Below are 26,548 nucleotides of genomic sequence, written 5' to 3'. Positions count from 1 at the left end.
TCTCAATGGCGAATGGCAGCGGCTGATTTTCAGCGCAATGTCGGTGCAGGCTCGCCCATGGGGCTACCGCAATTACTGATCGGCAGCTGCCCCGGCTTATTGCGGGGCCTGCGCGCGGCGCAGCAGCACAAGCTGGTCGTTCTTGTCCGTGGGGCGCGGCACGATCGCCACTTCTGCCCAGTCGCTGGTCTTCGCAATGCCTGGGGGCGCGGGCCAGGCGTTCAAATCCACCAGAAGCCAGTCGCAGTGGGCCTGGGGGTCTGCCACTTGCAGGTTCATGCCGCCGTGGTACTGGAAGGCCGCGATCTGTGCACGGCTCAGGCCGTAGGTTTGTACGCAGCCTTGGGGCGCGTTGTTCATCAAGCGCACCACGTTTTGCACCTGCGGTGCGTAGCTGCGCGCGTAATTGAGCAGGGGTAGCCACAACGTCAGCAGCAGCAGCCAACCCAGGGTAGCGCCGCTGGCGGGCAGCACCAGGCTCTTCCAGATGGGGGCACGGTCGCGCGATGCACGCCACCACACCAAACTGCACCACGCTACCGAGGCTGCCAGCGCCACCAGCAGTGCGAACAGCGAGAACGATGGGCTGAACCCAGGCGCCAGCTTGGCCACGTTGGCCGCTGGTTTGGCCGGTACACCGGTCTGCATGGCGATCCAGATGACCCAGATGGCCAAGGTGGAGATGCTGAAAAACAGCAGGGTGAACCAGTCAATCAGCGCAGCCACCGCCCGGCTCAGTGTAGGCAGTGCAAAAGCTGCCAGCGTGGCCATGGCGGGCAGGCCCAGCAGCAAAGCCCGGTCTGCCGGTGCTGTGCTGATGGTGGCGCCCACCGATACCAGCGAGAACCACAGTGGCAACCACAGGTGGCGGTGCCACTGGGTGCTGGCAATTTGTTTGCGCCAGCGCCACAGTGTCCAGATGGCCAGGGGCCACGCAGGCCAGCCAAACCACAGCAGCAGCCGGGCCAGGCTGGCCCACTCTTTGCCGCCGGCATCCGAGCCCACCAGTCGCCAGCGCCACAGGTCGAGCTGCCACGCCATCAGCGCCGCAGCTGCCACCAGAATCAAAGTTGCCGCAACCCATCTGCGCTGGTGGGCAATGTCCACACTGGCACTGCGCCATACCAGCCAGGCGCCGCCCAGGCCCAGCATGGCCGCCAGGGCAGGGGCACCCGCCAGGGTCAGCCCGGCCAGCCCGGCGGCCAGCGCCAGGGCGGGGGCTACGGTATGGAAGCCCAGCGCGGCAAATCCGAAGAACACCAGCGTGGTGCCGCACAGTTGCACCAGGTAGCTGGTGGCTTCGTGCGACAGCTGGGCCAGCCCCAGGCAGGCCAGCAGGGCCAGCAGCCCCCCGTCGGCCATGGCGCGGGCATAGTCGGTAGGCTGGGCCTCGCCGCCAAAAGCAAACGCCACGGGCTGCGCCGCAGGGCTTCGGGCCAGGTAATACACCCCGTACCAGGTGGCTATGAGCGTGAGGGCGAGCATCCCTGCGAAGGGCAGCCGTGCTGCCATGTCCGGGGTGAGCCCTGCAGGCGCCCATTGGATTGCCAGTGCTCCCAGCCAATAGGGCAGCAGCCCGTCCGTTTCTGGAGCCATGCCGCCCAGCAGAGGGTTCCACCAAGAGGTTGTGCCCTGGGCCAGTTCCAGCATGTAGCCGAACGCGGTGACGTCCGCGCTTTTCCACGGGTCACGACCCACAAAACCGGGTACCACATACGCCAGGCACAGCAGCAACAGCGCCCAGCGGGGCAATGCCTGTACTGCTTTTTGGCTGACGATGGCGGGGTTGGGTGGAGTCACGGGGAGTGCGGGGCAACGGGCAGAGCGGTTGCCAAGAATATAGGGAAAACCAAAGAAAAAGGCAGCGCGGTCGCCCGGGCTGCCTTTTTGGCGGATTGCGGCGAATTACTTCGCTGCGGTCTTGCCGAAACGGTTGCGGAAGCGCTCCACGCGGCCACCCATGTTGTCCACCGACTTTTGTGTGCCAGTGTAGAAGGGGTGCGATTCAGAGGAGGTATCCAGCTTGAACAGAGGATATTCCTTGCCTTCGAAGGTTTCGGTTTCCTTGGTGTTCACGCAGGAACGGGTCACGAACTTGAAGCCGTTGGACAGGTCCACGAACAGCACTTCGCGGTAATTGGGGTGAATGCCTTCTTTCATGATCTTCCTTGAGTCAGCTGCGGGAGCCGCATCGGCCAGTCCGATGTACTTTCCGCAAGAAAAAGCCCGCCATTATTGCACAGACTGTTGTTTGCCTTGTTTTCAGATGCCCCGTTCATCGCTTTGAAGCCAGTTAGGGGCAAGGCGGGGAGCCAAAAATCAGCCGCCGCGACGCATCATGTCGAAGAAGTCCACATTCGTTTTCGTGGCCTTCATGTTCTTGATCATCAGCTCCATCGACTCGATTTCGTCCATGTTGTACATGAACTGGCGCAGGATGCGGGTCTTCTGCAAGATCTCGGGCGCCAGCAGCAACTCTTCGCGGCGTGTACCGCTCTTGTTGAGCTCGATAGCGGGGAACACGCGCTTTTCGTACAGGCGGCGGTTCAGGTGGATTTCGCAGTTGCCGGTGCCCTTGAATTCTTCAAAGATCACTTCGTCCATGCGGCTGCCGGTATCGACCAGCGCCGTTGCAATGATGGTGAGCGAGCCGCCTTCTTCCACCTTGCGGGCCGCGCCGAAGAAGCGCTTGGGGCGCTGCAGCGCAGCGGCGTCCACACCACCCGACAGCACCTTGCCGGAAGACGGCACCACGTTGTTGTAGGCGCGGGCCAGGCGGGTGATCGAGTCCAGCAGGATCACCACGTCCTTCTTCAATTCGACCAGGCGCTTGGCGCGCTCGATCACCATTTCGGCCACATGCACGTGGCGGGCGGCGGGCTCGTCGAAGGTCGAAGCAATGATTTCGCCCTTCACCGTGCGCTGCATTTCGGTCACTTCTTCAGGGCGCTCGTCCACCAGCAGCACCATCAGGTGCACGTCGGGGTTGTTGGCCGTGATGGCGTGGGCGATGTGCTGCATCATCACCGTCTTGCCGCTCTTGGGCGGCGCAACGATCAGCGCGCGCTGGCCACGACCGATGGGGGCGATGATGTCGATGATGCGGCCGGTGATGTTCTCGTCGCCCTTGATGTCGCGTTCCAGGCGCATCTGTTCCTTGGGGAACAGGGGCGTCAGGTTTTCGAACATCACCTTGTGCTTGTTCTGCTCGGGTGGGCCGCCGTTGACCTTGTCCAGCTTGGTCAGGGCAAAGTAACGCTCGCCGTCCTTGGGCGTGCGCACTTCCCCTTCAATCATGTCGCCGGTGTGCAGGTTGAAGCGGCGCACCTGGCTGGGGCTGATGTAGATGTCGTCCGTGCTCGCGGTGAAGCTGGTGTCAGGGCTGCGCAGAAAGCCGAAGCCATCGGGCAGGATTTCCAGCACGCCATCCGCAAACACCTGTTCGCCCGCCTTGGCGCGCTTCTTGATGATGGCAAACATCAACTCCTGTTTGCGCATCCGGCCTGTGTTTTCGATTTCGAGTTCTTCGGCCTGCTTCAGGACTTCAGACACGTGCAGTGCCTTGAGTTCGTTTAAGTGCATGGAAAGACTCCTTGGCGGAGTAAGTAGGTATCTTGGGGGAGTGGGGCTGGTGCCACGGGAGCTGCTGTTTGCAGTCCGGGCGCGCCTGGGAGATCTCGGGCCGGTTGCCAATGCGTGCAAGCCGGTGATCTGGCGAAATTATGACAGGAAAAAAATGCGGGGATCCTGGGCTGTTGCGCAATGCCTGCCATGGCATTGCGCTCGCACAAAAAGAGCGGACGCCGACCGAGCCTTCGGGCGGCGTCTGCGCATCAAGCCAATTGTTGGTCGATGAAGGCTGTCAGCTGGGCCTTGCTCATGGCGCCCACCTTGGTGGCTGCCAGCTGGCCGTTCTTGAACAGCATCAGCGTGGGAATGCCGCGGATGCCGTACTTGGCGGGGATTTCGCGGTTTTCGTCCACGTTCATCTTTGCGATTTGCAGCTTGCCCTGGTAGGCGCCTGCGACTTCGTCCAGGATGGGGGCAATCATCTTGCAGGGGCCGCACCATTCGGCCCAGTAGTCCACCAGCACCGGGGTGCCGGGTTGCAGCACGTCGGCTTCAAAGCTGGCGTCGGAGACATGTTTGATGAGTTCGCTGGCCATGGCGGGATTCCTTGTTTTTCAGCGGGTTGGGACCGGTGTACGTTTAAAGTTCAGGCATTGTGACAGAAACCAATTCCACGTTCACCGGTGTGGCCGGGTCTCGCGATGCTATGACTGTCATAGCGAAAAGTGATCGGTACACCGCTCCGTGCGCTGCTGTATGGCACCGCGCTCTGGCCCAGGTGGCGGCCCATGCGCAGGCCCAGGGCGCGCATCTGGCGCGCACCGTGGTGCTGGTGCCCTACGCCCAGTTGATGCCTTGGGCCCAGCGTTTCTGGGCGCAGCAGTTTCCGCAGGGGTTTGCCCCGCGTTTTGAAACCACGCGCAACTGGGCCGGGCAGCTGCAAGGCTCTGAGCCCACGGGTGATGACTTTGCGGGCGACGTGGCGCGTGACACCCTGACGGCACGGGCGTTGCTCGAGCGTGTGGGGCAGGGCGCTTTGCGTGATGTGCTGGCCACCCCTTTGCAAGAGGCTGCAGCCCAGCTGGCCCCGGTGGTGGCTGCTGTGCCGCCCGAGCGCCGCGCCGCTTGGGGCGATGAGGCCCGTGCCCTGCTGGCCACCACCGACGAAGGCAGTGCCCTGCACTATGAAGCCCTGGTAGCCCGCCTGGCACTGGAATGGGTGCTGGCATCGCGCCACGCCACTGATGTGCTGTTTGAGCCCGGTGTGCGCGCCGCAGTGGATGCGCTGGTGGTGCTGGAGGGGTTTCAGTCCGACGCCCTCAACCTCGCCCTGGTGCAGCACTGGGGTGCCAGCGCCTGCTGCGTAGGGCTGTGGGATGCGGAGTCTGCCTCTGCACAACCCCCATCGCAGATGGCCCTGCACGCGGCGGCAGACGCCGAAGACGAAGCCCACCGTGCAGCCGCCTGCGTACTGCGCCACATCGAGCAGGGCCGCATCCCCGTGGCGCTGGCCGCCACCGACCGGGCCCTGATCCGTCGCGTGCTGGCCCATCTGGACAGCCAGGGCGTGCTGGTGCGCGATGAAAGCGGCTGGATTCTCTCCACCACCCGTTCGGCCGCAAGGCTGATGGCCGCGCTGGAGGCGGCTGCGTGGAACGCATCGTCCAACGCCGTGCTCGACTGGCTCAAGCACACGCCCGCGCTGCCACCTGCCGATGTCAACCGTCTGGAGCAATGGCTGCGCCGCAACGTGGTGCCGCAGTGGAGCGCCGCCGCAGCGCGTGATTTCAGCGCCCAGCCCGCCCTGGCCCGCACCGTGGCCACGGTGGAAGGCTGGCGGGATGCCCTGCGCACCGCACGGCCCCTGCCGCAGTGGCTGTTGGCGTTGCGCTCGGTGCTGGAGCAAGCGGGGCAATGGCAGGGCCTGCAGGCCGACCCTGCAGGCATGCGTGTGTTGGCGGCGCTGCGCCTGCAAGACGGCCAGCAAGCGGAGCTGCAAAGCTGGGGTGACAGTGCGGGCCGCCGCATGACGCTCGCGGAGTTCACCCGCTGGGTGAAGGATGTGCTGGAGGCCGGGCGCTACGTGGCAGCGCAGTCGGCTGAGGCGCCCGTGGTGGTCTTGCCCATGCCCCAGCTGCTGGGCCGCCCGTTTGCCGCCGCTGTGCTGCCCGGCAGCGATGAAAAGCGCCTGCAACCCGCGCCCGAACCCTCGGGCGACTGGTCCCAGGCCCAGCGCGAGGCCTGGGGCCTGCCCACACGCCAGACGCTGGAGGCTGCCCAGCGCGCCGCCTGGGCCAACGCCCTGCGCACACCCGTGATCGATGTGCTGTGGCGCACCAGCGATGAGGGCGGGGAGCCATTGCTGGCCAGCGCCCTGGTGCTGGCCCTGCAACTGCAAGGCGACGCAGACCAGGGTGCTGACGCCCGCCCGCCCCGCACCGTGCAGGCCGCCCCCACGCTGCGCCCCTTGCCCGTGGGCCAGGCCTTGCCCGTGCAGCAGCTTTCGTCCACCGCGTACTCTGACCTGCGCCACTGCCCCTATCGCTTCTTTGCCCAGCGCCAGCTCGGCCTGCGTGAAGCCGACGAGCTGGACGCCGAAGTAGATAAGCGCGACTTTGGCAACTGGCTGCATGCCGTGCTGCAGCGCTTTCATGAAGACCTGCGCGATCAGCCCACTGACGACGCGGGCGAACGCAGCGCCCGTATGGATGCCGCCGCCGAAGCCGTCACGCGCCAGCAGCGCCTGCAAGAAGGTGACTTTTTGCCCTTTGCCGCAGGCTGGACGCAACTGCGCGATGGCTACCTGCACTGGCTGGCCGGGCACGAGCAGCAGGGCGCAATGTTCCGCGAGGCCGAGGTCAAGACCCGCCAACCGCTGGGCGACCTGGAGCTGATCGGCACCATCGACCGCATCGACGGCGTGTCCAGCACCGGCGAGCCCACGGTGCTGGTGATTGACTACAAGACCGAAAGTGACAGCGTCACCCGCCAGCGCATCAAGAGTGGTGCGGAGGACACGCAATTGCCGTTCTACGCTGCGCTGCTGCACCACGACACGCTACGCGCCGCCTACGTCAACGTGGGCGAGCGCGGCGAGACGCAACTGCACGAACAGGACGAAGTGGTGCACCTGCGCGATGTGCTGATTGAAGGCATACAGCACGACATGGCCCGCATTGCCGCCGGAGCGCCCCTGCCCGCGCTGGGCGAGGGCTCGGTCTGCGAGTTCTGCGCCGTGCGCGGCCTGTGCCGCAAAGACTATTGGGCAGATGCCGAACAGGCACTGCCCGCGCCAGAGACGCCATGACCGAGAGCATTTCATCGCCCACCCAGGCCGCCTACGAACACAACGGCCGCCCCGTCTCGCGCGAGGCCTTCTACGCCATTGCCTGCGACCCTGCCCGTAGCGTGGCGGTGGAGGCCTGCGCGGGCGCGGGCAAGACCTGGATGCTGGTCTCGCGCATGCTGCGGGCGCTGCTCGATGGCTGCGCGCCGCACGAAATCCTGGCCATCACCTTCACGAAAAAGGCCGCGGGCGAGATGCGCCAGCGCCTGCAAGAGTGGCTGGAGCAGTTCAGCCACAAGCCGCTCGATGAACTCACTGCCGAGCTGATTGCACGCGGAATCAGCCCCCAAGGCGCACTGGAAAAGCGCGAGGCGCTACAAAATTTATACCGCCAGTTGCTGGAGGCGGGCCGCCCGGTGCAGATCCGCACCTTCCACAGCTGGTTTGCCGCGCTGCTGGGCACGGCCCCGCTGGCGCTGTTGCAGCAGCAAGGGCTGCCCGCGCACTTTGAGTTGCTGGAGGACGATGCCGAGGCCGTGCGTGAGGTGTGGCCCCCGTTTTTGCAGGCCGTGGCCGAGAGCGCCAGCCTGCGCGCCGACTACGAAGCCGTGGTGGCCCGCCATGGCCGATCGCAAACGCACAAGGCGCTGGCGGCGGCACTGGCCAAGCGGGTGGAGTTTGATCTGGCCGACGACGCGGGCGTAGTCGATGCCTCGGTGCCACCGTTCCAGCAGGCCTACCCTGAACTGGCCGCGTGGGCCGAGCCTGCCGAGGCCTTGCAGGATGCAGCCTGCCAGCAGCGTTGGCGCAGCCGTGCCAGCGCTTTGGGGGCCGAGTCCAACAAGACCCCGCAAAAGGCCGCAGATGCCATCATCGACGCGCTGGCCTGCACCGACCTGAACCAGCGCCTGGACATGCTGCGCAAAGCCATGTTCGTCGCCAAGGAAGACCGCCTCTCCAAGAACCTGGAGAAGTTCCCCGCCGCGCAAGAGGCCGAGCCCGAGCTGCAGCGCCTGCTCACCGCCCGCCGCCAGCACGAGGCCTGGCAGCACCAGCAGCGCATGGCCCGGCTGGCGCGCTGCCTGATTGCGCAGTTTGTGGCCGTCAAGCAGCAGCATGGCTGGGTGGACATGAACGACGTGGAGCGCACGGCCCTGGTCATGCTGGCCGACCCCGTCCTTTCTGGCTGGGTGCAAGAGCGGCTGGATGCGCGCATTCGCCACCTGCTGGTCGATGAGTTTCAGGACACCAACCCGCTGCAGTGGCAGGCGCTGCACGCGTGGCTGGCGGGCTACGCGGGATCGGGCGGCGGGTCTGCCGCGCCCAGCGTGTTCATCGTGGGTGACCCCAAGCAGAGCATCTACCGCTTTCGCCGGGCCGAGCCGCAGGTGTTCATCGCCGCGCAGGCCTTTGTGCGCGATGGGCTGGGCGGCGACCTGCTCAGCTGCGACCACACGCGCCGCAACGCGCAGGGCGTGATTGCCGCCGTCAACGCCGTCATGGGGCAGGCCCAGGCGCAGCACGAGACCACAGGCTTCCGCGACCACACCACCGAATCGAAACACCCAGGCCAGTTGCTGCGCCTGCCCGCCATCACCGATGACGACGATGCGAGCGATGGAAGCAGCACCGCCCGCGACCCGCTGGCCTGGCGCGACAGCCTGACCGAACCCCGCCACGAGGCCGAAGAAACCCAGCGCATGCGCGAATGCACACAGGCCGCTGCCTGGGTGGCCGCCCAAATCGCCAGCGGCACACCGCCCAAAGAGGTGCTGGTGCTGGCCCGCAAGCGCGACCGCCTGGCCAGCATGCAAGACGCCCTGCGCGCCCTGCACCTGCCCTGCGTGCAACCGGAAAAGGCCGATCTGTTCGACGCACCCGAGGTGCAGGACATGGTGGCGCTGCTCGATGTGCTGGTCTCGCCCACGCACGACCTGTCGCTCGCCCGTGCGCTCAAGTCGCCGCTGTTCGGTCTGGGCGACGATGCCCTGGTGGCCCTGGCCGTGCTGCGCCGCCAGCCCGAGCATGCGGGCTGCAGCTGGTTTGATTTGCTATTGAAAAGTGAGCTGCTTGCGCCCGATTTACAAGCGCTGGGGCCTATTTTGATGCAATACCAGGGTTGGGTGCAGCGCCTGCCGCCGCACGATGCGCTGCACGCCATCTACGAGCACGGCGACGTGCTGGCCCGCTTTGCCGCCGCTGCGCCCGCCACCCAGCGCCAGGCCGTGCAGGCCAACCTGCGGGCGCTGCTGGCGGCATCGCTGCAGCACGACGGGGGGCGCTACCTCACGCCCTATGCGTTTGTGCGCGCCATGAAGAAGGGCGGCGTGCGCGCCCCCGGCCGGGCCGATGCGCAGGCCATTCGTCTGCTGACGGTGCACGGTGCCAAGGGGCTGGAGGCCGATTGCGTGCTGCTGCTGGACACCGACACCCGCCCGCAAAAGGCCGAAACCATGGGCGTGCTGGTGGACTGGCCGGGCGAGCAGCCTGCGCCCTCAGCGTTCATCTTTTTGGCCAGCGAGTCCAACCCGCCCCCCAGTGCCGAGGCCACGCTGGCCGCCGAGCAGCAGGCCCGCAGCCGCGAGGAGCTGAACATGCTCTACGTGGCCATGACGCGCGCCAAGCACTGCCTGGCGCTGTCGTCGGTGCAGCCCAGCAACTCGGCCCCCGGCAGCTGGTGGAACCGGCTGGCTCCGCTGGTCACGGAAGTCGATCTGCAAGCCCAGGCCCCGGCGGCGCATGGCGCAGAAGCCGCTGCCCCCACTGATGCACCGGAAACCTTCACCATCCCCAGCCTGCCCGCGCTGCCTGAGGCGCTGCAGACCGCCCGCGTGCACACCGCCGCCGGGCTGGAGGGCGATGCCCCCGTGGCCATGCCGGGCGATGCGGAATCGACCCCGCTGTCGCGCCAGGGCGATGCCATGCACCAGCTGCTGGAGCAGGCCGGTGTGGCCGGTGCCCCGCTGGCCGATGTGCGTGCCCATGGCTGGCCCGCCGCGCGCTTGGCCCGCCTGGCTGCAGACCACGACATCACCCCCGCCGCCGCCGAGCAGGCCGCCCGCATGGCGCAGGCCATTCTGGCGGGCGAGGGCGCCTGGGCGTGGGATGCGGCACTGATCCAGACCGCCATCAACGAAGCCCCGCTGCACTACCAGGGCCAGAGCCTGCGCATTGACCGGCTGGTGCAGCGCCGCGCCGTCCAGGCCGATGACGCCCTGGCGGGCTGGTGGGTGCTGGACTACAAAAGCGCCACGCAGCCCCAGCGCCAGCAGGCTTTGGTGGCGCAGCTGCAGCGCTACCGCGAGGCCGTGTCTGTGTTGATGCCCGGCGAGGTGGTGCATGCCGCGTTCCTCACGGGCGATGGGCGCATGGTGATGGTGGGTGGGGCCGACGCCTCCGCCGCTATGGGGCATACTCCCGCCCCCGGCGCTGCGGCGACGGATGTGCCCGCGCTGCCCGCAGCGCCTGCCGCTCGTCCTGGTGCCGCCAAAGCTGCACCAACGGTGCCCGATTCCAGGCAGGGTTCCCTGTTCTGATCCGCGCATCCGCTCTCGCCATCTTCTCGACGTTGACCCAAAGGCCTCCCGTGTCCCAAGCCCCATCCTCCGCCCCCGCCACTTCTGCCGTTTCCGCAATCTCTTGCGATGTGGCCATCATTGGCGGTGGCCCGGCCGGGCTCATGGCGGCAGAAGTGCTGGCCCAAAGCGGCGTGGCCGCGCATCTGTTTGATGCCATGCCCTCGGTGGGCCGCAAGTTTCTGCTGGCGGGAAAGGGCGGGCTCAACCTCACGCACTCTGAGCCGCACGAGCCTTTTGCCAGCCGCTATGCCGCGCGCCAGCCGCAGATTGAGCCGCTGATCCGCGCCTTTGGCAGCCCCGAGGTGCGCGCCTGGGCGCAGGGCCTGGGGGTGGAGACGTTTGTGGGCACGTCGGGCCGCGTCTTCCCCACCGACATGAAGGCCGCCCCCTTGCTGCGCGCCTGGCTGCACCGCCTGCGCGGGCAGGGCGTGCAGCTGCACATGCGCCACCGCTGGCTGGGCTGGGCCAACGACCACGATGCCGCGCAAGCCGCGCAGCCTGCGCAGCAAGCGCTTGATTTCACGCCATCGTCAGCCCATGTCCTGCGCTTTGCCACCCCTGCGGGCGAGTGCCAGGTGACCTGCCGCGCCGTGGTGCTGGCCCTGGGTGGTGGCAGCTGGGCGCGGCTCGGTTCCGATGGGGCCTGGGTGCCCCTGCTGGCCGAGCGAGGCGTGGCCGTGGCCCCGCTGCGCCCATCGAACTGCGGCTTTGATGTGGCGGGCATGAACGCCCCTGCGGGCGAAACGCGGCGCGCCTTTTTGCAAGAGCTGCTGGGCCGCACGCCCGCCGTGCCGGTGGGCTGGACGCCGCATTTCGCAGAACGCTTTGCGGGCCAGCCGTTCAAGTCTGTGGCGCTGAGTTTTATCAGCAGCACCGGCCAGCACTTTCAACGCCGGGGCGAGTTTGTGGCCACGGCCACGGGCGTGGAGGGCAGCCTGGTGTACGCCGTGTCACATCTGTTGCGCGATGAGATCGAGGCCCACGGCCACGCCACCTTTCATCTCGACTTGCTGCCTGACCACAGCCCCGAGCGCGTGCTGGTCGAGGTGCGCCACCCGCGTGGCTCGCGTTCACTCTCCAGCCACCTCAAAAGCCGCCTGGGGCTTGATGGCATCAAGGCGGGCGTGCTGTACGAGCACCTGGGCAAAGATGGCATGAACAACCCCGTGGCCCTGGCCCACGCCATCAAGGCGCTGCCCATCACCGTGGTGGCCCCCCGGCCCATCGACGAGGCCATCAGCACCGCCGGGGGCGTGACCTTTGAGGCGCTGGACGCGCACCTCATGGCGCAGGCCTTACCCGGTCTGTTCTGTGCGGGCGAAATGCTGGACTGGGAGGCCCCGACCGGCGGCTACCTGCTGACGGCGTGCTTGGCCAGCGGCGTGCGTGCGGGGCAGGGGGTTTTAGCGTTTTTGGGGCGCAGCGCTTGATGGGCGCGCGCTAGAAGCTATCGATTTGATAGCGTGTGAGCCAAACGAGCAGAATGGCCGGGTACGATGTCCCTGGCCCAACGGAAAGAGATTTTTCGCATGACCACGTCCAACGGCCCCGCCATTGCCGAGATGCAGGCGCAGATTGCGCAGTTGCAGGAGCAAATCCGCACCCACGAAGTCGCCATCGCCGAGTTGCGTGAAAAGGAAACCGAGCTAAAGACCATCGTCTCCACGCTGCAGGAGATGGAGAAGTTCATGCGCGAATCCGGCGTGCGGCGCGGCTGAGCCCAGCGCACCTGAAGCCAGGTGCGGTATCCGCGATATCAGGAAGTGGGGGGAGAAATTCGACACCTGTCGGTGCCTTCTGGCGTGGATGCAGTGGCATCCGATCAATGAGGTGACGAGCCTTACCCCCGGCACTGACTCTACAGTTAGGGCTGCTTGGTTCCCCACCTGACCCGGTTGGCTGCTTTGCCATGCGGGGAGGCCCGTCACTGCGCATTGTACTGCGGTTGCCGGGCCCCATCGACCAGCGCGGGGATTTATCGCTGCCGTCAAAAGGGCGACCCCTGCCCAGCCCGTAGAATCCGGCCCCATGTCCTATCTCGTGCTCGCCCGCAAGTACCGCCCCCGCAATTTCACCGAAATGGTGGGGCAGGAGCATGTGGTTCAGGCCCTGTCCAATGCGCTGACCCAGCAGCGCCTGCACCACGCCTACCTGTTCACGGGTACGCGCGGCGTGGGCAAGACCACGGTGTCGCGCATTCTGGCCAAGTCGCTGAACTGCCAGGGGCCTGATGGCAACGGCGGCATCACCGCCACGCCCTGTGGTGTGTGCCAGGCGTGCACCGACATCGATAGCGGCCGCTTTGTGGACTACACCGAGCTGGACGCGGCCTCCAACCGCGGCGTGGATGAGGTGCAAAGCCTGCTGGAGCAGGCCGTGTACAAGCCGGTGCAAGGGCGCTTCAAGGTCTTCATGATCGACGAGGTGCACATGCTCACGAACACGGCGTTCAACGCCATGCTCAAGACGCTGGAAGAGCCGCCCGAATACCTCAAGTTTGTACTGGCCACGACGGACCCGCAAAAGGTGCCGGTCACGGTGCTGAGCCGTTGCCTGCAGTTCAACCTGCGCCCCATGGCCCCCGAGACGGTGCTGGACCACCTGACCCGCGTGCTGGGCAACGAAAACGTGCCTGCCGAGCCACAGGCGCTGCGCCTGCTCTCGCGCGCCGCGCGGGGCTCCATGCGCGATGCGCTCTCGCTCACCGACCAGGCCATTGCCTTTGGCAGCGGCCAGCTGCAGGAAGCGGGAGTGCGCCAGATGCTGGGCGCGGTGGATCGCTCTTACGTGTTCCGCCTCATCGATGCGCTGGCCCAGGGCGACGGCAAAACGGTGGTGGAAACCGCCGATGCCTTGCGCATGAACGGTCTGTCGGCCGCATCGACGCTGGAAGAAATGAGCGCCGTGCTGCAACGCATGGCCGTGTACCAGGCCGTGCCGCAGATGGCCCAGGCGGTGGATGCGAACGACCCTGAAGCCATGGAAACCGCCCGCCTGGCCAGCCAGATGCCCGCGGACGAAACTCAGCTGCTTTACAGCCTGTGCCTGCACGGCCGGGCCGAGCTGGGCCTGGCGCCCGACGAGTACGCGGCGCTCACCATGGTGCTGCTGCGCCTGCTGGCCTTCAAAGCCCCTGCAGACCCGGCTGAAAAAAAAACTCTGACGCGGCCTGAGGCGGCGCCCGCACCTGCTCCGGTGGCTGCGGCGCAGCCTGCAGCGACCCCTTCGCCAGTGGCGCTGCCACCGGCGCCTGCCCTGGCGCCAGCTCCCTCTGCTGCTGCAGCCCCAGTGGTATCTGTGGCCCCGGCCGTTGCGCAGCCACCCGAACCCGCTCCCCCGGTCCCAGCGCCTGTGCAGCCCGCTGCAGCACCCGCCTCGGTGGCAGAGTCTGTGCCGCCTTGGGAAGAAGACAGCAGCAGCGAACCCCCTCCATGGCCCGACGCGGACGATGGGTCGGTGCCCACCACCCCGGCCGTGCCGCCTGTGCGTATGGCTGAAAAGGTAGAGCAAAATCTGCCTCCAGCGCAAGCAGAAAAAGCGCAGGCAGCTCCTGAATTGGTAGCAATTCCGGTGCGCGAGGCGTCCGACCCCAGCGAGCGTTTGCAGCCCTTGCCCCTGTCGGCGCCCACACCGGTTTCCGCGCGCTACACGCCCACGGAAGAGGGCGACGTGTGGCACGCCACGGTGCAGCAGCTGGTGGCGGCTGAGGCCATTACTGCCCTGGTGCGCGAGCTGGCCTTGCAGTCCCAACTGGTGGCGCGCGACGGCGCCCACTGGCTGCTGCGGGTGGAGCGCGAATCGCTGAACCAGCCCACCGCCCGCGAACGCCTGCGCGCCGCGCTGGAGGCTGCGGGCTACGCCACGCAGATCAGCGTGGAAGTGGGCCGCGTCATCGACAGCCCCGCCCGCCGCAACGCCGCCGCTGCTGCCGAGCGCCAGCGACTGGCCGAAGAGATCGTGATGAACGACCCCTATGTGCAGACGCTGATGCGTGAGCACGGCGCGAAGATCGTGCCGGGCAGCATCAAGCCCGCGTGAGATGAAACACCCCCTGAGTCGCCTTCGGCGCCTTCCCCCTCTCTCGCTTCGCGGGAGGGGGACGCTCCCAGCGCACGCGAGCGAAGCGCCGCCTACGCGGCTTGGCGGCCCTTGCGCGGGAGCACTGGTCTGGGCAGCGGCGGTTTCGATGGCCGCTAACGGCGCAAAGCACAATACCGTGAATTTCGGATACTGAATTTCCGTCCCTACGTGGGAATCGATCAACCAGAAAGAAAGCAAAGGAAACCATCCATGTTCAATAAAGGACAACTCGCCGGCCTGATGAAGCAAGCCCAGGCCATGCAGGACAACCTCAAGAAGGCCCAGGACGAACTGGCTTTCATCGAAGTGGAAGGCGAATCGGGCGCGGGCCTGGTCAAGGTGGTGATGACCTGCAAGCACGACGTCAAGCGCATCACCATCGACCCCAGCCTGCTGGCCGAAGACAAGGACATGCTGGAAGACCTGGTGGCGGCTGCGTTCAATGCGGCTGTGCGCAAGGCTGAAGAGACTTCGGCGGAGAAGATGGGCAAACTCACCGCAGGGATGCCAGGCCTCCCCGGCGGCATGAAATTCCCTTTCTGAGGGGGTTGGCTACCGAGCGGGCGATCTGCGTTGTTGGGCGGTGCTCGCAATCCTCACGTACTTCAAGTACGTTCCGGTTGCTGTGCTCCGGCCGCCTTGCAGCTCATCCCGCTCGCTACGCCCTTGAGGGTGGGGTGTGAAAGGCCGGAAAAGCCAATCTTGCGTCTGCGTTTGGGCCGGGCGTGCCTACAACGGGTTGTTAACTGCGCTCACTTTTTTCTCAAATCTTCTCCCATGTCTTCCACCAACGCCCTTGAGGTCTTGATCCAGGCGCTGCGCCGTTTGCCGGGGGTGGGGGTCAAGTCTGCGCAGCGCATGGCGTTTCACTTGATGCAGCATGACCGTGCGGGGGCCGAGGCTTTGTCGGTGGCGCTGCACGATGCGGTGCAAAACGTTCACCACTGCGCGCGTTGCCACACGTTCACCGAAGACGATATCTGCAGCACCTGCCTGAACCCGGAGCGCGATGCATCGCGGCTGTGCGTGGTGGAGAGCCCGGCTGACCAGTCGGCGCTGGAGCGTACGGGGGCGTTCAAAGGGCTTTACTTTGTGCTGATGGGGCGGCTGAGCCCGCTCGATGGCATTGGCCCGAAAGAGATAGGCCTGCACAAGCTGATGGAGCGCGCCAGCGATGGCGTGGTGCAGGAGGTGATTCTGGCCACCAACTTCAATGCCGAGGGCGAGGCCACGGCCCATGTGTTGAGCGAAGCCCTCAAGAGCCGGGGCTTGCATGTGACGCGGCTGGCGCGCGGCGTGCCCGTGGGCAGCGAGCTGGAGTATGTGGACCTGGGCACGATTGCGCACGCGCTGGTCGATCGCCGCTGAATTGGCAGGGCATTTGGCCCCGCTTGTCGCAGGTAGAATACTCCCAAAATCATAGCGGCTCGCGCTGATAAACAGGGGCTTTGGGCCCTAAAAGGCTTACAAATGAATACATCCCTGCAAGTGGCCCGATTCACCGTGGCTTATTGGTGCGTTTTGGTGGCGGCGTTGCTGCCCATCGTGTGCGCCTGGATCGCCAAGAGCGGCACCCTGGGCAAGCCGCCCGCTCAGGGTGGCTATGACAACAGTGACCCGCGCAGCTGGCTTGCACGCCAGGGTGACTGGCGCGCCCGCGCCAACGCCGCGCAGGCCAACAGCTTTGAGTCGCTGCCCTTTTTCATTGGCGCCGTCATCATTGCGCACCAGCTTGGGGCGCGGCAGACCTGGCTGGACTTGCTGGACTTGCTGGCCATGCTGTTCGTCATGCTGCGCATGTTCTACGTCATGGTGTATGTCTCCAACATGCCCACAGCCCGCAGCGCTGTGTGGGCCGGGGCGTTCATGGTGAATGTCGCGATCTTGTTCGTGGGCTATCGCTGAGTTGCGGTGGGCAGGTTTTTTGCATGCCATGGGCACTAGCTACCAAAAGGAGGCCCCCCGGCTCTGCCGGGGGATGGTTACTTGCCCTCACTGGCTGAAAAAGCACGGCAGTACGTAAAAGTCCTCAGGGGTGTTCCCTGATGCTTCGTTTGCTGGGTGCTTGCACAATTGTTGCGGTGCAGCAATTCATTCCCTTCACATCTTTACCTTCATGCCGCGTGCTTTGATTCGCCGCCGTACTCTCGGGATCATGTCTGCCGCCTGTGCAGCGGGCGTGTTCGCGCCCCTGCTGGCGGCCCGTTCGCGCGCTGCGGCGCTCGGTGATCGCCTGACGCTGGCGGTGGCGGGGCAAGGCGAGATGTACCACTTGCCCGTGCTGCTGGCAGAGCAGCTGGGTTTCTTCAAGGCCGAGGGGCTGGATGTGGTGCTGCGCGACTTTTCTGCCGGTGCTCTGGCCCTGCAGGCGTTGCAGGATGGCTCGGTAGATGTGGTCTCGGGCTCTTACGAGCACACCATCCGGCAGCAGCTGAATGGATACGTATTGCGCTCGGTGGTGCTGCACGGACGGGCGCCGCAGATTGCGCTGGGCATTCTGCCGCGCATGCTGCCCCAGTATGAATCGGTGCGTGATCTGGCGGGCAAGCGCATTGGCGTGTCTGCACCGGGTTCCTCCACCCACTCGTTTGCCCGCTGGATTCTGGCTCGGGAAGGGCTGAACCCGCAGGGTGCGACGTATGTGTCAATGGCCTCTGCCACGGCGGCCATGGCCGCGCTGCGCGCAGGGCAGATCCATGCGCTGTGCCACTCCGACCCCATCATTGCGCAGGCCGAGCAGAAGCAGGGCTTGCGTGTGGTGGTGGACGCGCGAACGATCAAGGCTTCTCATGAACTGTTTGGCGGCACCATGCCGGCCAGCTGCCTGTACGCCTCGCAGCCTTTTGTACACAAGCGCCCCGATCAGGTGCAGGCCCTGGTGAACGCCATGGTCCACGCCCTCAAATGGCTGCAGACCGCCGAGCCAGCCGATATCGTCAAAGCATTGCCCGCCTCGTATTTGGCCACCGACCGACCTTTGTATCTGGCAGCGTTCCACCGTATCCGCGAAACGTTTTCGCCCAACGGGATGATGCCGGACGATGCCCCCGCAGTGGCGTTGCGTGCCCTCACGCTGGCCTACCCGGAGCTTGCCGCCACCAAGGTGGACCTGGCTCGCACCTTCTCGAACGACTGGGTGCGCAAGGCGCGGCAAAAATTCAACGTTTGATGCCGCCGGGCGATTGGGCTGGGGCAAGATAGCGGTTTTTCCACTCGCAGAAAGAACCGCGCATGTCGCTCAGTATCAGCATCGGCCCGTTGGTGTCCTTGATCGCCGGCATTCTCATCCTGGTCATGCCACGCCTGCTCAGCACCATCGTGGCGCTGTACCTGATCATCATGGGAATTTTGGGCCTGATGGGCATGGCGTCCATGCGCCTCTGAGCACCTAGAGGTGTCGGTGTGGGGGTTGTTGCTCCGCACACACTCAATCAAGGCAAGGCTGGTGACTGGCCAGCCCGCCCGAACGACTGTGTCAGCGCCTCCGCACCTTTGATGGCGTACCGCCACGGCGCTTGGGGGTTGATGCAGAGACCACCTTGCCAGGGGCACTGCGTGCTTGTGCCCGTGGCGCAGGCGCTGATGCCTGGCGCACCGGCAGGTACATCACGACTTGCTGGCCCGCCTTGAAGGCTGCGTTCAGTTTCACATCGTTCCAGTCGGCCACGTTCGCTGCGCTGACCTTGTAGCGCCTGGCCAGTGTGGCCACGGTTTCGCCCTTGCCCGCCCGCACCGAGGCGCGGCGCGTGACGATCTCGGGCGCCAGGGCCACCTGCCCGTTGTCGGCCAGGTGTGAAGACACGTCCTGGCGGGTGGTGGCGCTGCGTGGAACGATCAGTGCCGAGCCCGCCTTGATCATCATGCGCGGTGGGATGTTGTTCACGCTGCGCAGGTCGCTTTCGCTCATGTCCGTGCGCCGCGCAGCCTCGGCCACGGTCATGGTGGTGGGAACGGGCCACACCGTCCAGCTGGCGTATTGCCCCTCTTTGTGGGCTTCAAGGTTGCGCTGGAACACCTTGGCGTTGTCCCAGGGCAGCAGAATCTGCGGCGTGCCCGCTGCCAGGATCACCGGCTTGTGGAAGGAGGGGTTCAGTGCCCGGAAGTCTGATTCGCGAATCCCCGCGAGGCTGGCCGCCAGTGCAACGTCAATGTCGTGGGTGATGTCCACCGTCTGGAAGTAGGGGTGGTTCTCAATCACCGGCAACTCGGTTTTGAAGGCTTCCGGGTTGGCCACAATGTTTTTCACGGCCTGCAGCTTGGGCACGTACATGCGTGTTTCTGCCGGCATGTTCAGGTCGGTGTAGCTGGTGCCCAGACCCTGTTTCTGGTTGCGGGCAATGGCACGGCCCACGCTGCCTTCACCCCAGTTGTAGGCCGCCAGGGCCAGGTGCCAGTCGCCAAACATGCCGTAGAGCTTTTGCAGGTAGTCCAGCGCGGCGCGGGTGGAGGCCAGCACGTCGCGCCGGTCATCACGGAACGCGTTCTGCTTCAAGTCAAAGTAACTGCCGGTGGCCGGCATGAACTGCCACATGCCTGCCGCCTTGGCGCTGGAGACCGCCTGGGGGTTGAAGGCACTTTCGATGTAAGGCAGCAGGGCCAGTTCGGTGGGCATGCCGCGCCGCTCCAGCTCTTCAACGATATGGAACAGGTATTTGCTGGAGCGCTCTGTCATGCGCTGCATGTAGTCGGGGCGGCTGGCGTACCACTGCTCGCGGTCCTGCACCAGTTCGTGCTGCAGGTCGGGCATGGCAAAGCCACGCCGGATGCGGTCCCAGAGGTCTGCCGGGGTGGAGAGCGATGCGACCTCCTGGCTACTGGCATTGGCCGCCTTGATGGGCTGCAGGGGGCCCTTGGGGATGATGGGGGTGTGCGCAGGGCGACTGCTGGTGGGTGTGTCGTCAGGGGCGTTGCTGACCACCCCAGGGGCTCCGCCGGTGGTGGCGCAGCCCGTCAACCAGAGCATGCCTACCAGGCTGACAATGTGCAGAAATTTCATCGAAACTCGTTCTTCCAATTGCGCAAGGCCGCCAGTACGGCAATTGCGTCGTTGACATCGGTCTGCGGTGCATAAGCCTGGGCGGCTTGTGCGACTGCCGGTTGCTGAACCCGCAAAAACGGATTGATGGCGCGCTCCTGCGCCATGTGGGATGGCAGCGTGGGGCGGCCACTGGCGCGCTGTGCCGCGCACCAGGCGTTGTAGTTGAGCAATGCCTCGTTGGTGGGTTCCACCGCCAAGGCAAATTTCAGGTTAGAGAGTGTGTATTCATGCGCACAACACACCTGGGTGTGGTCGGGCAATGCGCTGAGTTTTTGCAGCGATGCATGCATCTGCGCAGGCGTGCCCTCAAACAGGCGACCGCACCCGCCGGAGAACAGTGTATCGCCGCAGAACAGCAAGGGGCCTTCGGGCGAGTCTGCGCAGTAGTAGGCGATGTGCCCAGCGGTGTGCCCCGGCACGTCCAGTACCTGCAGGGTAAGACCCAGCACTTGTACCTGCAGGCCTTCCGTGAGCCCGATGGGTTGGGGCGTGATTTTTTCGGTTGCAGGGCCGTAGACGGTCGCCCCCGTTTGCTGCTGCAAAGCCCCTACGCCACCGACATGATCCGCATGGTGGTGGGTGACTAGAATCGCCTGCAGCGTCAACCCCAGCGACTGCAATGCGTGCTGCACCGGGGTTGCATCCCCAGGGTCCACCACCACGGCATGCGTTCCGTCATGCAGCATCCAGATGTAGTTGTCGGTGAAGGCGGGTAGCGGCAGCAGTTTCATGAGCTCTGAAATTATAGATTTGCACCAGTGGTTCGACTCTGCCCCAGGCCGCTACCTGCTTGCCTGGGAGCAGGCCTGCATGGACGACGCCGTGGCCGACATCTTTGGCTACCACGCGCTGCAGCTGGGTATGCCGCGCATCGAAGGTCTGCGCACCAACCGTATGCCGCACCAGTGGCTGGCGCTGGGGGCGGATGCCATGCTCTCGCGCACTGAAGAGCCCTCGGACGCTGGCACGTCCCATGCGCCGCGTGCGGCGGCCCTGTGGGCTGAGCCCGAGGCCCTGCCGTTTCCCAATGCCAGTCTGGATTTGGTGGTGTTGCCCCACACCCTGGAATTGAGCGTGGACCCGCACATGGCGCTGCGTGAAGTGGAGCGTGTGCTGGTGCCCGAGGGCCGGGTGGTGATTGCCGGGCTCAACCCCCTGAGCCTGTGGGGCCTGCGGCAGATGCGTGTACGGCTGTGCCAGCGCTGGACACAGGAACCTCTTTATTTGCCCGATGTGGGGGAGTTCATCGGTGTTCGGCGCATGCGCGACTGGCTGCGTTTGTTGAGCTTCGAGGTCGAGACCGTCCGCTTTGGCTGTTATCGTCCAGCAGTGCGCAGTGCCGAATGGCTGGAGCGCTTTTCGTGGGTTGATCCCCTGGGCGAGAAGTGGTGGCCCATTCTTGGGGCTGGCTACTTTTTGGTGGCCGTCAAGCGTGTGCATGGCATGCGTCTGCTGGAGCCCGCATGGCGCTCGGGCCGCAAGCGGGTGGCTGCCACGGTGCCGGTGGCGCGAAAGTCTGGGCCGCATGGCCCCATGCCGCCGCGATGATCACCCCGGGCGGCGCTGCGCGTCGCGCTCAAGCATCGGCTCGCGACTCTTTTTAATCAATTGGCAGGAATCCGGTTTGAATCAGGTTGAGATCTACACAGATGGTGCGTGCAAAGGCAATCCCGGCCCCGGCGGCTGGGGCGTGCTGATGCGTTCTGGCGCGCTGGAAAAAGAATTGTTTGGCGGCGAGTTGGGCACCACGAACAACCGCATGGAGCTGATGGCCGTGATTGAGGCGCTGTCGGCCCTCAAGCGCCCTTGTGCCGTGACGCTTTTTCTGGACAGTGAATATGTGCGCAAGGGCATTACCGAGTGGATTCACGGCTGGAAGGCCAAGGGCTGGCGTACCGCGTCCAACCAGCCTGTGAAAAACGTGGAGCTGTGGAAGCGGCTGGACACCTTGGTGAACACGGGCGGGCACCGCATTGAATGGCGCTGGGTGAAGGGCCACTCGGGTCACCCCGGCAACGAGCGTGCTGACGCGCTGGCCAACCTGGGCGTTGACAAGGCGATGGGGCGCTGAGAGGCCTCTGACCTGCCTGGCATCTCGCCACAGTGCCAAGCCCGCCAGCCAGACTGTGGGCATGGTTGCTTGCCTGCGGCTTTCATTGGCGGCTGATAGCGATGAGGCAGCCTTTGTGCAGACTCCCGTCACCCTCTTTCTGACGGCGGCTCACTCGCGCCTTCCGTCCCCATGGTGATGGCCAGGCGACGGCGCAGTGTTTTCTCGTACAGCGTTCGTGTAAAGCTTGCGTAAATCTCAGGGAATGGCTGGCGGGGTTAAGCGCGGGGCGCCTGCGCAGGCCACAGCTCGCTGATACATTGTTTGGCTGCATTTCGCTCATCCCAGGTCTGTGATTTCATGGCGCTCAAGAACAAATACGTCGTTTTTGCTGTTCTCGGTTTGGCGGTTGCTTCAGGCGCCGCCTGGTGGTTTCAATCGCCTGCGCGGTCTTCTCGCGCCGGTGCTCCCGCACCGCAGGGCAACGCAGCGGCCAAGCCTGGTGCGCAAAGCCCTGCAAAACCCGTGATGGTGGAAGCGACCAAGGTGCGCCAGATGACCATGCGCGACGATGCAGAGGCTGTGGGCAGCTTGCGTTCGCGGCGCAGCGTGGTGCTGCGGCCTGAAATCAGCGGGCGCATCACGCAGCTCAATTTCAGCGATGGGCAGCGCGTGCGCAAGGGGCAGCTGCTGGTGCAGCTCGACGACCAGCTGCCCCGCGCCCAGGTGCAGCAAAGCCGCGCCGAGTTGTCAATCGCCCGCGCCAACCACAAGCGCAACCAGGAGCTGGTGGCGCAGGGGTTCATCAGCCAGCGATCGGTGGACGAAAGTGCCGCCAACCTTGAGGTGGCTGAGGCCAAGCTCGCCCTGGCCGAAGCCACAGCGCAGCGCCTGCGCATCCTGGCTCCGTTTGATGGCGTTGCAGGCATTCGCGGCGTGAACGTGGGCGACTACCTCAAGGATGGCGCCGACATCGTCAACGTGGAAGACCTGGACGCGGTGTACGTGGACTTCCGCCTGCCCGAGCGGTTGCAGAACAAGGTGAAAACCGGCCAGACGGCCCGCGTGGCCTTTGATGCGCTGCCGGGCGTGCAGTATTCGGCCGTGGTGCTGGCCATCAACCCGCAGATCGATGCCGATGGCCGCTCGCTCGCCGTGCGCGGCTGCATCGACAACCGCCGCCTGCAGTTGCGCCCCGGCATGTTTGCACGCGTCACGGCGGTGTTTGGTGAACGCTCTGACGCCAATGTGGTGCCTGAGGAGGCTATCGTTCCCGATGGTGCAGCGCCTTATGTGTTGCGAGTGGTGGCTGGCCCGGAAGAGGGCAGCCAGGTGGCCAAGCGCACCACCGTGCGGCTGGGCGCACGCACTCCAGGGTTTGTGGAGGTGGTGGAAGGGCTTGCACCGGGTGATGTGGTGGTAACGGCGGGGCAGCAGCGCTTGCAGCGCGATGGCATGGCGGTGCGCGTGGTGGAGCTGGGCCAGCCTTCTGCCGGGCGCTCTGCCGCAGGCGCGGAAGCTCCTGCCACGGCATCTTCCGCTGCGTCCCAGCCAGTATCGGGTGCGGCCACGGCAGCTGCCCCAGCCGCTTTGCCACCTTTGCCGGGCGCCAATCCGTGCCAGAGTCCGCTGAGCGCCACCACGCAGCCGACGCCGGTGCGCGGCGGCCAGTCTTCCTGAGTTCTGCATTTCTGACATTGCCCGACGCTCGCCATGCAACTTGCTGAAATCTCCATCCGCCGGCCGGTGTTCGCCACCGTCCTGTCCCTGCTGGTCTTGCTGGTAGGGGCCGTGAGTTTCACCCGCCTGACGGTGCGTGAGTACCCCAAGATCGACGAGCCTGTGGTCACGGTGAGCGTGCGCTACGCCGGGGCCTCGGCCGAGGTGATTGAATCCCAGGTCACCAAGCCCCTCGAAGACTCGATTGCGGGCATTGATGCGGTGGACGTGATCACCTCCATCAGCCGTGCCGAGCAAAGCCAGATCAGCGTGCGCTTCAGGCTGGAGAAAGATGCCGACAACGCCGCCGCCGAGGTGCGCGACCGCACGGCGCGGGTGCGTAACCGCCTGCCCGATGCGGTGGATGAACCCGTGATTGCCAAGGTGGAGGCCGATGCCTCGCCCGTGATGTGGCTGGCTTTCAGCAGCGACACGCGTAGCCCGCTGGAAATCAACGACCTGCTCAACCGTATCGTCAAGCCCCGGCTGCAGACGGTGACCGGCGTGGCCGATGTGCCCATTTACGGCGAGCGCCGCTACGCCATGCGCATCTGGCTGGACCCCGAGCGCATGGCGGGCTACCGCCTGACCACGCAGGACGTGGAAGACGCCATTCGCCGCAACAACCTGGAGCTGCCCGCGGGCCGTATCGAATCGCAGCAGCGCGAGTTCAGCGTGACTTCGCAGACCGAACTGGCCCGCCCGGCGCAGTTCTCCGACATTGTGATCCGCACCGTGAACGGCTTTCCCGTGCGCATGCGCGATGTGGCGCGCGTGGAAGAAAGCGCCGCCAGCGACCGCAGCCGCGTGCGCCTCAATGGCCGCGATGCCATTTCGATGGGCGTGATTCGCCAGGCCACGGCCAACCCACTGGAGCTGTCTGCCGGTGTGCGCGCGATGCTGCCCACCCTGAAGGCTGATTTACCTGCAGACATCACCATCGACATCGCCAACGACAACTCGCTGTTCATCGACCGCTCGGTCAAGAGCGTGTACCAGACCATTGCCGAGGCGGTGGTGCTGGTGGCGCTGGTGATTTTTGTGTTCCTGCGCACCCTGCGCGCGTCCATCATTCCCATCATCACCATTCCGGTCAGCTTGGTGGGCTCTTTTGCGCTGATGGCCCTGGCCGGCTTTTCCATCAACACGCTCACCTTGCTGGCGCTGGTGCTGGCGATTGGGCTGGTGGTGGACGATGCCATCGTGATGCTGGAGAACATCTACCGGCACATCGAAGAGGGGCTCGATCCGTTCTCTGCCGCCATCAAGGGTGCCAAGGAAATCGGCTTCGCCATCGTTGCCATGACACTCACGCTGGTGGCCGTGTATGCGCCGCTGGCCTTCACACCCGGCCGCACCGGGCGCCTGTTTGTGGAATTTGCGCTGGCCCTGGCCGGTGCGGTGGTGGTGTCCGGCTTTGTGGCGCTGACGCTGTCGCCCATGATGTGCTCGCTGCTGCTCAAGCACAACCCCAAGCCCAACTGGTTCGACCGATCCATGGAACGCTGGCTCACCGCCATGTCGGACGCTTATGGCCGGCTGCTGCGCTGGGTGGTCACGGCCCGTTGGGGCCGTGGTGGCGGACTGCGGGGCGCGCTGTTCCAGGCCCGCTGGCTGGTGGTGGGTGTGATGCTGGCCAGCGCAGTGGGGCTGGCGCTGGTGTACCCCAAGATGAAGCAAGAGCTGTCGCCGCTGGAAGACCGGGGCACCATTCTCGTCAACGTCACCGCACCCGATGGTGCCACGCTGGACTACACCAACCGCTATGCGCTGGAGCTGGAGAAGATCGGGCGCGACTACCCCGAGTTTGACCGCATCTTCGCCAACATTGGCAACCCCACCGTGGCGCAAGGCAGCGTGATCTACCGTACGGTGGACTGGGAGCAGCGCGAGCGCAGCACGCTCGATATGGCCCGCGAGCTGCAGCCCAAGGTGGGCGCGCTGCCGGGGGTGAATGCCTTTTTGATCACGCCGCCGTCCTTGGGCCAGGGCTTTCGGTCGCGGCCACTGACGTATGTGATCCAGACCTCGGACAGCTACGAAAACCTCAACGCCGTGACCCGGCAGATGTTGGCCGAGATGGCCAAGAACCCCGGCATCATCGCACCTGATGCAGACCTGCGCCTGAACAAGCCCGAGCTGCGCATCAGCGTGAACCGCGAGCGCGCAGCCGACTTGGGTGTGGGCGTGGACGTGGTGGCCCGGGCGATTGAGACCATGCTGGGCGGGCGCACCGTGACGCGCTACAAGCGCGATGCCGAGCAGTACGACGTGATCGTGCAAACCGAGGCCCGGGGCCGCACCACGCCCGAGAACATCGACAGCATCTACGTGCGGGGCCGCAACGACGCCATGATTCCGCTCTCCAGCCTGGTGAACGTGAAGGAAAGCGTGAGCCCGCGCGAGCTGAACCACTTCGGCCAGCGCCGCTCGGTCACCATCACCGCCAACCTGTCGCCCGACTATTCGCTGGGCGAAGCGCTGAACTTCATGGACGCCACGGCTGCCAAGGTGCTCAAACCCGGTTACACCACCGACTTGAACGGTACCTCGCGCGAGTTCAAGAGCTCGCAAGGGGCCTTGGGCGTGGTCTTCGTGCTGGCGCTGGTGTTCATCTTCCTGGTGCTGGCCGCGCAGTTCGAGAGCTTCATCGACCCGCTGGTCATCATGGTGTCGGTGCCGCTGTCCATGATTGGCGCGCTGCTGGCGCTGCAGTGGAGCGGGGGCTCGCTCAACGTGTATTCGCAGATCGGGCTCATCACGCTGGTGGGGCTGATCACCAAACACGGCATCTTGATTGTGGAGTTCACCAACCAACTGCGTGAAGAGGGCGTGGAGATGGTGGATGCTCTGGTCAAGGCCTCGGCCCAGCGCCTGCGCCCCATCCTGATGACCACGGGTGCCATGGTGCTGGGCGCGGTGCCGCTGGCGTTGGCCACCGGCGCCGGGGCCGAGACCCGCTCGCAGATTGGCTGGGTGATTGTGGGCGGCATGTCGCTGGGCACCTTGCTCACCATTTTTGTGGTGCCCACCATGTACACGCTGTTTGCCCGCAAAGCCGTACCGGGTGCCAAGACCACGGTGGCGGTGGATTCGGCAGCCCCGCACGCTGATGGGCCTGCAGGGTCCGCACCAGCGCACGGTTGACCGCCACACTGCCTCCAGAATGAGAAAGGCCCTTTGCGCAATGCAAAGGGCCTTTTTGATGAAATTGGCCTCTGGCGCTT

20 protein-coding genes and 1 other RNA gene are annotated in these 26,548 nt (G+C 65.4%); 14 read left to right on the top strand and 7 right to left on the bottom strand.

Features of this window, described 5'->3' with window-relative positions; genetic code table 11:
- Positions 1 to 96: 96 nt before the first annotated feature.
- From BDD18_RS03735 to trxA, 4 genes are all read right to left on the bottom strand, one after another.
- Positions 97 to 1,800, bottom strand: coding sequence for a hypothetical protein (locus tag BDD18_RS03735; protein WP_142081473.1), 1,704 nt, complete (start codon positions 1,798 to 1,800; stop codon positions 97 to 99).
- A gap of 105 nt (positions 1,801 to 1,905) precedes the next feature.
- Positions 1,906 to 2,160: a type B 50S ribosomal protein L31 gene (locus tag BDD18_RS03730; protein ID WP_044396829.1), complete on the bottom strand. Its 255-nt coding sequence runs from the start codon at positions 2,158 to 2,160 to the stop codon at positions 1,906 to 1,908.
- A gap of 159 nt (positions 2,161 to 2,319) precedes the next feature.
- Entirely contained in the window at positions 2,320 to 3,582 is a 1,263-nt protein-coding gene (gene rho, locus BDD18_RS03725; protein ID WP_044396828.1) for a transcription termination factor Rho, read from the bottom strand.
- Positions 3,583 to 3,833: 251 nt separating this feature from the next.
- On the bottom strand, positions 3,834 to 4,166 hold the full coding sequence (trxA, locus tag BDD18_RS03720; protein WP_066694851.1) for a thioredoxin TrxA: 333 nt from the start codon (positions 4,164 to 4,166) through the stop codon (positions 3,834 to 3,836).
- 110 nt (positions 4,167 to 4,276) lie between these two features.
- Here trxA and BDD18_RS03715 point away from each other — a divergent pair, with 110 nt between their 5' ends.
- The 4 genes from BDD18_RS03715 to BDD18_RS03700 all read left to right on the top strand — a co-directional run bounded on the left by BDD18_RS03715 (position 4,277) and on the right by BDD18_RS03700 (position 12,152).
- On the top strand, positions 4,277 to 6,877 hold the full coding sequence (locus BDD18_RS03715; RefSeq protein ID WP_142081470.1) for a PD-(D/E)XK nuclease family protein: 2,601 nt from the start codon (positions 4,277 to 4,279) through the stop codon (positions 6,875 to 6,877).
- A complete protein-coding gene (locus BDD18_RS03710) occupies positions 6,874 to 10,392 on the top strand; it encodes a UvrD-helicase domain-containing protein (protein WP_142081468.1) in 3,519 nt (1,172 codons plus the stop codon). The genes BDD18_RS03715 and BDD18_RS03710 overlap by 4 nt, the downstream gene beginning before the upstream one ends.
- Positions 10,393 to 10,442: 50 nt before the next feature.
- Entirely contained in the window at positions 10,443 to 11,864 is a 1,422-nt protein-coding gene (locus BDD18_RS03705) for a TIGR03862 family flavoprotein (RefSeq protein ID WP_276490455.1), read from the top strand.
- Between the two features lie 99 nt (positions 11,865 to 11,963).
- Positions 11,964 to 12,152: a hypothetical protein gene (locus BDD18_RS03700; RefSeq protein ID WP_142081466.1), complete on the top strand. Its 189-nt coding sequence runs from the start codon at positions 11,964 to 11,966 to the stop codon at positions 12,150 to 12,152.
- Positions 12,153 to 12,263: 111 nt separating this feature from the next.
- On the opposite strand, the gene ffs is transcribed toward BDD18_RS03700, so the two are convergent.
- Positions 12,264 to 12,360: signal recognition particle sRNA small type (gene ffs, locus BDD18_RS03695), an RNA gene on the bottom strand.
- A gap of 102 nt (positions 12,361 to 12,462) precedes the next feature.
- Here ffs and dnaX point away from each other — a divergent pair.
- From dnaX to BDD18_RS03665, 6 genes are all read left to right on the top strand, one after another.
- On the top strand, positions 12,463 to 14,472 hold the full coding sequence (gene dnaX, locus BDD18_RS03690) for a DNA polymerase III subunit gamma/tau (RefSeq protein ID WP_142081464.1): 2,010 nt from the start codon (positions 12,463 to 12,465) through the stop codon (positions 14,470 to 14,472).
- A 252-nt stretch (positions 14,473 to 14,724) separates the two neighbouring features.
- On the top strand, positions 14,725 to 15,057 hold the full coding sequence (locus BDD18_RS03685; protein ID WP_015013601.1) for a YbaB/EbfC family nucleoid-associated protein: 333 nt from the start codon (positions 14,725 to 14,727) through the stop codon (positions 15,055 to 15,057).
- Positions 15,058 to 15,291: 234 nt separating this feature from the next.
- Positions 15,292 to 15,882 (top strand): recombination mediator RecR, encoded by a 591-nt coding sequence (gene recR, locus BDD18_RS03680; RefSeq protein ID WP_142081462.1) that lies wholly within the window; start codon positions 15,292 to 15,294, stop codon positions 15,880 to 15,882.
- Between the two features lie 102 nt (positions 15,883 to 15,984).
- Entirely contained in the window at positions 15,985 to 16,419 is a 435-nt protein-coding gene (locus tag BDD18_RS03675) for an MAPEG family protein (protein WP_142081459.1), read from the top strand.
- A gap of 250 nt (positions 16,420 to 16,669) precedes the next feature.
- A complete protein-coding gene (locus BDD18_RS03670; protein WP_244938974.1) occupies positions 16,670 to 17,683 on the top strand; it encodes an ABC transporter substrate-binding protein in 1,014 nt (337 codons plus the stop codon).
- A 62-nt stretch (positions 17,684 to 17,745) separates the two neighbouring features.
- Positions 17,746 to 17,898: a DUF3096 domain-containing protein gene (locus BDD18_RS03665; RefSeq protein ID WP_082758696.1), complete on the top strand. Its 153-nt coding sequence runs from the start codon at positions 17,746 to 17,748 to the stop codon at positions 17,896 to 17,898.
- 91 nt (positions 17,899 to 17,989) lie between these two features.
- Here BDD18_RS03665 and BDD18_RS03660 read toward each other — a convergent pair whose 3' ends face one another.
- Both BDD18_RS03660 and gloB read right to left on the bottom strand, forming a co-directional pair.
- The gene (locus BDD18_RS03660) at positions 17,990 to 19,510 is read right to left on the bottom strand and encodes a transglycosylase SLT domain-containing protein (protein WP_066693999.1); all 1,521 of its coding nucleotides are present in this window, start codon (positions 19,508 to 19,510) and stop codon (positions 17,990 to 17,992) included.
- On the bottom strand, positions 19,507 to 20,283 hold the full coding sequence (gloB, locus tag BDD18_RS03655; protein WP_142081457.1) for a hydroxyacylglutathione hydrolase: 777 nt from the start codon (positions 20,281 to 20,283) through the stop codon (positions 19,507 to 19,509). The genes BDD18_RS03660 and gloB overlap by 4 nt, the downstream gene beginning before the upstream one ends.
- Between gloB and BDD18_RS03650 the strand changes: the two genes are divergently transcribed.
- From BDD18_RS03650 to BDD18_RS03635, 4 genes are all read left to right on the top strand, one after another.
- A complete protein-coding gene (locus BDD18_RS03650; RefSeq protein WP_142081454.1) occupies positions 20,282 to 21,100 on the top strand; it encodes a class I SAM-dependent methyltransferase in 819 nt (272 codons plus the stop codon). The genes gloB and BDD18_RS03650 overlap by 2 nt on opposite strands.
- 76 nt (positions 21,101 to 21,176) lie before the next feature.
- Positions 21,177 to 21,623 carry a ribonuclease HI gene (rnhA, locus tag BDD18_RS03645; protein ID WP_142081451.1) on the top strand — a complete coding sequence of 149 codons (447 nt, stop codon included), beginning with the start codon at positions 21,177 to 21,179 and terminating at the stop codon, positions 21,621 to 21,623.
- A gap of 339 nt (positions 21,624 to 21,962) precedes the next feature.
- Positions 21,963 to 23,282 (top strand): efflux RND transporter periplasmic adaptor subunit, encoded by a 1,320-nt coding sequence (locus BDD18_RS03640; protein WP_142081448.1) that lies wholly within the window; start codon positions 21,963 to 21,965, stop codon positions 23,280 to 23,282.
- A 33-nt stretch (positions 23,283 to 23,315) separates the two neighbouring features.
- Positions 23,316 to 26,468 carry an efflux RND transporter permease subunit gene (locus tag BDD18_RS03635; RefSeq protein WP_142081445.1) on the top strand — a complete coding sequence of 1,051 codons (3,153 nt, stop codon included), beginning with the start codon at positions 23,316 to 23,318 and terminating at the stop codon, positions 26,466 to 26,468.
- Positions 26,469 to 26,548 lie beyond the last annotated feature (80 nt).

It is taken from the genome of Acidovorax temperans (assembly GCF_006716905.1).
GTDB classification, from domain to species: Bacteria; Pseudomonadota; Gammaproteobacteria; order Burkholderiales; family Burkholderiaceae_C; genus Acidovorax; species Acidovorax temperans.
This window is presented reverse-complemented; position numbering and strand designations above follow the sequence as displayed.

Coding starts and splice junctions, on each gene's coding strand:
- BDD18_RS03730 (WP_044396829.1), bottom strand. CDS start 2,160: ATGAAAGAAGGCATTCACCCCAATTACCGCGAAGTGCTGTTCGTGGAC.
- rho (WP_044396828.1), bottom strand. CDS start 3,582: ATGCACTTAAACGAACTCAAGGCACTGCACGTGTCTGAAGTCCTGAAG.
- trxA (WP_066694851.1), bottom strand. CDS start 4,166: ATGGCCAGCGAACTCATCAAACATGTCTCCGACGCCAGCTTTGAAGCC.
- BDD18_RS03715 (WP_142081470.1), top strand. CDS start 4,277: ATGACTGTCATAGCGAAAAGTGATCGGTACACCGCTCCGTGCGCTGCT.
- BDD18_RS03710 (WP_142081468.1), top strand. CDS start 6,874: ATGACCGAGAGCATTTCATCGCCCACCCAGGCCGCCTACGAACACAAC.
- BDD18_RS03700 (WP_142081466.1), top strand. CDS start 11,964: ATGACCACGTCCAACGGCCCCGCCATTGCCGAGATGCAGGCGCAGATT.
- dnaX (WP_142081464.1), top strand. CDS start 12,463: ATGTCCTATCTCGTGCTCGCCCGCAAGTACCGCCCCCGCAATTTCACC.
- BDD18_RS03685 (WP_015013601.1), top strand. CDS start 14,725: ATGTTCAATAAAGGACAACTCGCCGGCCTGATGAAGCAAGCCCAGGCC.
- recR (WP_142081462.1), top strand. CDS start 15,292: ATGTCTTCCACCAACGCCCTTGAGGTCTTGATCCAGGCGCTGCGCCGT.
- BDD18_RS03675 (WP_142081459.1), top strand. CDS start 15,985: ATGAATACATCCCTGCAAGTGGCCCGATTCACCGTGGCTTATTGGTGC.
- BDD18_RS03670 (WP_244938974.1), top strand. CDS start 16,670: ATGTCTGCCGCCTGTGCAGCGGGCGTGTTCGCGCCCCTGCTGGCGGCC.
- BDD18_RS03665 (WP_082758696.1), top strand. CDS start 17,746: ATGTCGCTCAGTATCAGCATCGGCCCGTTGGTGTCCTTGATCGCCGGC.
- BDD18_RS03660 (WP_066693999.1), bottom strand. CDS start 19,510: ATGAAATTTCTGCACATTGTCAGCCTGGTAGGCATGCTCTGGTTGACG.
- BDD18_RS03650 (WP_142081454.1), top strand. CDS start 20,282: ATGAGCTCTGAAATTATAGATTTGCACCAGTGGTTCGACTCTGCCCCA.
- gloB (WP_142081457.1), bottom strand. CDS start 20,283: ATGAAACTGCTGCCGCTACCCGCCTTCACCGACAACTACATCTGGATG.
- BDD18_RS03640 (WP_142081448.1), top strand. CDS start 21,963: ATGGCGCTCAAGAACAAATACGTCGTTTTTGCTGTTCTCGGTTTGGCG.
- BDD18_RS03635 (WP_142081445.1), top strand. CDS start 23,316: ATGCAACTTGCTGAAATCTCCATCCGCCGGCCGGTGTTCGCCACCGTC.